2 protein-coding genes are annotated in these 698 nt (G+C 37.0%); one reads left to right on the top strand and one right to left on the bottom strand.

Annotated features, from left to right (window positions below):
• The coding region (locus DMP16_RS10550) for a divalent metal cation transporter (RefSeq protein WP_143577248.1) at window positions 1-364 on the bottom strand (364 nt) is incomplete at its 3' end.
• 127 nt (window positions 365-491) lie between these two features.
• Here DMP16_RS10550 and DMP16_RS10545 point away from each other — a divergent pair.
• Window positions 492-698, top strand: a 207-nt coding sequence (locus DMP16_RS10545) for a 3-hydroxyacyl-CoA dehydrogenase NAD-binding domain-containing protein (RefSeq protein ID WP_255446895.1), incomplete at its 3' end; no start/stop codon positions are given.

Genomic DNA, 698 nt, shown 5'->3' with positions numbered 1-698 from the left:
AAGGTAAGCTTATGTAAATAGGTATGCCTAGGATTAAGGAACCAACAGCTATTCCACTGTACTCCACTACATACGTAAAGACGTCTACTCCAAACATAGGCATTGAAGATAGAAGGGCCAAACTAGTAGAGAATTTTCCTCTAATCAAGCTTCCAAGACCCTTTCCATTGTTCACTGCACCTATCCTACCGGCAGCGTCTTGAATAAGAAATAGTGGTAAAGTTAAGAGCAATAATAGACATACTAATCTGTAGCCGTATTCTTGTCCATCAGCTACGCCCGTTAAAACGCTTGCAGCATCAACATCAGCCATCATAACTATCCATGCGGGTCCAAAGAGTTTTATCGCATCCTTAATGGTCACAGTATTATCTGTTCTCATACCCCTTTATATTCTTTACGCCTAATCGTAATTGGATAAATTTAGTTTACTTTATATCAACTAAAGTATGAATTGAAAATTTTATTAAGTAACGAGATGATAGTATCATATGATAAAGAGGTTAGGCGTAGTTGGAGCTGGAACCATGGGTCATGGAATAGCCGAGGTATCAGCGTTAGCTGGTTTTGAAGTTTATGTTATCGACGTTTCTTGGGACTTCTTAAATAGGGCTAAACAAAGAATAAATGAATCATTGATAAAATTTTATGAAAAAGGGATATTAAAGGAAAAACCTGAGAACGTGATGAGTAGAATA

Origin of the sequence: Sulfolobus sp. B1 (genome assembly GCF_007050195.1) — an archaeon.
Lineage (GTDB): Archaea > Thermoproteota > Thermoprotei_A > Sulfolobales > Sulfolobaceae > Saccharolobus.
The sequence above is the reverse complement of the archived record's forward strand: the minus strand, read 5'-3'. Positions and strand labels throughout refer to the sequence as shown.